Origin of the sequence: Halolamina salina, assembly GCF_042678005.1 — an archaeon.
GTDB lineage: Archaea > Halobacteriota > Halobacteria > Halobacteriales > Haloferacaceae > Halolamina > Halolamina salina.
On sequence record NZ_JBHUDH010000071.1, the window covers coordinates 1 to 3,030 of the forward strand.

A 3,030-nucleotide genomic window follows, 5' to 3' on the forward strand; every position below is an offset into this window, starting at 1 on the left:
CGCGGGCGTCGGCGACCTCGACGCCGGCGTCGCGGAGGTCTTCGACCGCGGACTGGTGGGTAACCGCCGGGCCGTCACCCAAGAGGCCGGCGCGCTCGAGCAGCATCGCGCCCGTACAGACCGAGGCGATCGTCGTCCCGCCCGTGTGGTGGTCGAGGATCTCCGCCGGGAGGTCGCCGGCGTCGTACTCGCGGCGAACGCCGCCCTCGCCCGCGGACCACCCGCCGCCGGGAATCACGAGCAGGTCCGGAGCGTCGTCCTCCTCGGGGTCGGCGAGGGTGCCGTCGACGCCGACATCGAGGCCGTGGCTCGCGACCACGCGCTCGCGTGGCTCGTGGGTGACCAGCGAGACGGTGCAGTCCGCGCCCGCACGGGCGGCGTTCTGGAACACCTCGAACGGGCCGACCGCGTCGAGTTCGTCGAAGCCGTCGTACAGCAGCACGTCGATACGCGTCGTCATGTGGCGGTATGGGCGCCCGGAGCGCAAAAGCGTCCCGGGGTTCCGGGAAGGAAACGGTTAATCCGGGGCAGTCGGGAGCCGAACTATGACCAACTGTCCGTCCTGCGAACGGGAAGTGCGGAAGCTCGAACGCGCGTTCATCGACGCCGACTGGGGTGAGCCGGTGGTCTGGCAGTGTCCCCACTGCGAGACCATCTTGGGGACGACGGATACCGCGACCCACGGGTGAAACAGGCCACGGCCCGCGGTCGGCGGCGGCCGGCGGGCCGCTGTCGGTGACGAGACGCCGTGGGTGTGCCCGCGTCGACGGCCGCGAGCGACAGAAAGCCTATGCCGGCCAGCACGCATGTTCCGGCCGTGTCCCCGAAACGGTATCTCGGTCTCGCACGCGCCGCCCTCCTGCTCGTCGGCGCCGGAGTGTTCTGTTACGGCCTCTACGTCGGTGCGACGATCCCCGAACCACCGCCGAACAGCGACGGGGTTCCGACGGGGTTCGCGGTGATCTTCGTGCTGCTCGCCCAGTCCGTCGGCGCCGCCCTCGCCCACGTCGGCTACGCCTTGCCCGCGGGAAGCGGGCGGTTCCGGTTCGGCCCGCTCGCGGATCGGGCCGCAGTCGTCCGTGCCGGGGCGGCGACCGTCGTGTTCGTCGCTGCGCTCGGTCTGCTGACTGCGCTCGGCTGGGTACTGCCGGAGTCGCTCCCGCGGGCCGTCTCCGGCACGTACGCCTTCTCGTGGCTCGGCGCCGTCGTCGGGAGCCTCACGGTCGTCGTGCTCACCGCCGTGCTCGCGGTCGGTACCGGGCTATGGCGGCTCGTTCAGGACGAACCGATACTCGGCCGTGGCGCCGACGGTTAGCCCGCTCCGAAACCGACAAGCGCCGCGGCCGCCGACCGCCGGTATGAACCCACTCGATCGCTACGAGCGCCTCGTCGACGACGCCGAGGCGTTCCGCGCCGCCTGCGACCGACCCCTCCCCTCGGTGGTCCGGGTCAACGGGATCGCCGCCACCCCCGAACGCGCCCGCGAAGCGCTCGACGAGGAAGGAGTCACGTACGAGATGGTCGACTGGAGCGACCGCCTGCTCCGACTGCCCGACGGCTCCCCCGGCACGACGTGGCCGTACGTCCACGGCTGGCTCCACGGGCAGGAGGAGGTGTCCGCGCTGCCCGCGCTCGCGCTCGACCCCGATCCGGGCGACCGCGTCTGGGACGCCTGCGCGGCGCCGGGGAGCAAGACCTGCCACCTCGCGGACCTGATGGACGACTCCGGCGTCCTGATCGGCAACGACAACAACCTCGGCCGGCTCTCGGCGCTCCGGCACAACGCCGAGCGACTCGGCGTGAGTAATCTGGTCGTGACGAACGACGACGCCCGGAACTTCTCGCTCGACTCGCTGGGGATCGACGCGCTGGACGGCGCGGTCGCGGACGTGCCCTGCTCGTGTGAGGGCACCTGCCGGAAGAACCCCGACGTGCTGGAGAAGTGGTCGCTGGGCCACGTCGAGAGCCTCGTCGGGATCCAGAAAGGGATCCTGCGGCGGGCGATCGAACTCACTCGCCCGGGCGGCGAGGTGGTGTACTCGACCTGTACGTTCGCGCCCGAGGAGAACGAGGCCGTCGTCGACCACGCGATCGAGACCACCGACGCCGAGATGGTCGAGTGGGACGCGCCGCTGGAAACGTCGCCCGGCGTCACCGAGTGGGAGGACCAGCAGTTCGACGACTCGCTCCGGAAGGCCCACCGCGTCTACCCCCACCAGAACGACACGGGCGGGTTCTTCGTCGCGAAACTCCGGGTCGGCGGTGGAGATGCGGGCGAGGAGGTGAGCGCCTAATGGGCGAGAACGACGGCCAGCGGTTCGATCGACTGCCCGCGACGCCCGCGGACCGCGAGGTCGAGGGACGAGCCTCGCGCGAGGAAGTGGTCGACTGGTGGCAGGAGCGCTTCGGCGTCGATCCCGAGACGTTCGACGGCGTGACGTTCTGGGAGAAGGGTTCGGGGAAGATCTGGGCGTTCAGCGCCGAGCTCCCCTCCCCCGTCGAAGCGGAGGGGCTGGGGATCACCGTACTCCGGACCCGACAGGAGCACTGGAAGCCGACGACGACCGGCGTGCGTCGGTTCGGTCGCGACGCGACGCGGAACGTGATCGAACTCGGCCCGGGCGAGGCGGCGGCGTTCGCCGCCGGCCACGACCAGCAGCTCGAGCGCTGGGACGGCGACTGGGGCTACCTGATCGCGGCCCACGAGCTCGCCGGCGAACTCGAACCCATCGGCGTCGGCCTCTACCTCCACGGCGAGCTTCGCTCGCGGGTGCCGAAGGGGTATCAGGAGGAGATGACGACGCTCGACTGAGCGCTACCCCGCCGACTCGCCGTCTTTCTCCCGCACCGTCCCGCCGCCGAGTCCCTCCCACTCGACGCGGTAGCCGAGCGCCGAGAGCGCGGCCGAGGCGTCGGTGAGGCCGTGCTCCGCCAGCACCGCCTCCGCCGCGGAGAGATCCATCCCGGCCTCGATCGCCTCGACCGCGCCCTGGCGGGCGTGATCAGGCGTCGGGAAGTCGGGCTGACCGA

5 protein-coding genes and 1 pseudogene are annotated in these 3,030 nt (G+C 71.4%); 4 read left to right on the forward strand and 2 right to left on the reverse strand.

From position 1 onward, the window contains the following. Positions 1–460, reverse strand: a 460-nt coding sequence (locus tag ACFR9S_RS07615) for a DJ-1/PfpI family protein (RefSeq protein WP_379818368.1), incomplete at its 3' end; no start/stop codon positions are given. Positions 461–545: 85 nt separating this feature from the next. On the opposite strand from ACFR9S_RS07615, the gene ACFR9S_RS07620 reads away from it, so the two are divergent. The 4 genes from ACFR9S_RS07620 (at position 546) to ACFR9S_RS07635 (ending at position 2,812) form a co-directional block, all read left to right on the forward strand. Further along, the gene (locus ACFR9S_RS07620) at positions 546–689 is read left to right on the forward strand and encodes a hypothetical protein (RefSeq protein WP_154018489.1); all 144 of its coding nucleotides are present in this window, start codon (positions 546–548) and stop codon (positions 687–689) included. 128 nt (positions 690–817) lie between these two features. Next, positions 818–1,315: a hypothetical protein gene (locus ACFR9S_RS07625; protein ID WP_379818369.1), complete on the forward strand. Its 498-nt coding sequence runs from the start codon at positions 818–820 to the stop codon at positions 1,313–1,315. Positions 1,316–1,358: 43 nt separating this feature from the next. Continuing rightward, the gene (locus ACFR9S_RS07630) at positions 1,359–2,294 is read left to right on the forward strand and encodes an RsmB/NOP family class I SAM-dependent RNA methyltransferase (RefSeq protein WP_379818370.1); all 936 of its coding nucleotides are present in this window, start codon (positions 1,359–1,361) and stop codon (positions 2,292–2,294) included. Continuing rightward, positions 2,294–2,812: a DUF7122 family protein gene (locus ACFR9S_RS07635; protein WP_379732310.1), complete on the forward strand. Its 519-nt coding sequence runs from the start codon at positions 2,294–2,296 to the stop codon at positions 2,810–2,812. The genes ACFR9S_RS07630 and ACFR9S_RS07635 overlap by 1 nt, the downstream gene beginning before the upstream one ends. A 3-nt stretch (positions 2,813–2,815) precedes the next feature. On the opposite strand, the pseudogene ACFR9S_RS07640 reads toward ACFR9S_RS07635, so the two are convergent. Beyond that, a pseudogene (locus tag ACFR9S_RS07640) lies at positions 2,816–3,030 on the reverse strand (hypothetical protein); the annotation flags it as partial.

Excerpts from the sequence above, each read along its gene's own strand:
- ACFR9S_RS07620 (WP_154018489.1), top strand. The coding sequence starts at position 546 with ATGACCAACTGTCCGTCCTGCGAACGGGAAGTGCGGAAGCTCGAACGC.
- ACFR9S_RS07635 (WP_379732310.1), top strand. The coding sequence starts at position 2,294 with ATGGGCGAGAACGACGGCCAGCGGTTCGATCGACTGCCCGCGACGCCC.
- ACFR9S_RS07630 (WP_379818370.1), top strand. The coding sequence starts at position 1,359 with ATGAACCCACTCGATCGCTACGAGCGCCTCGTCGACGACGCCGAGGCG.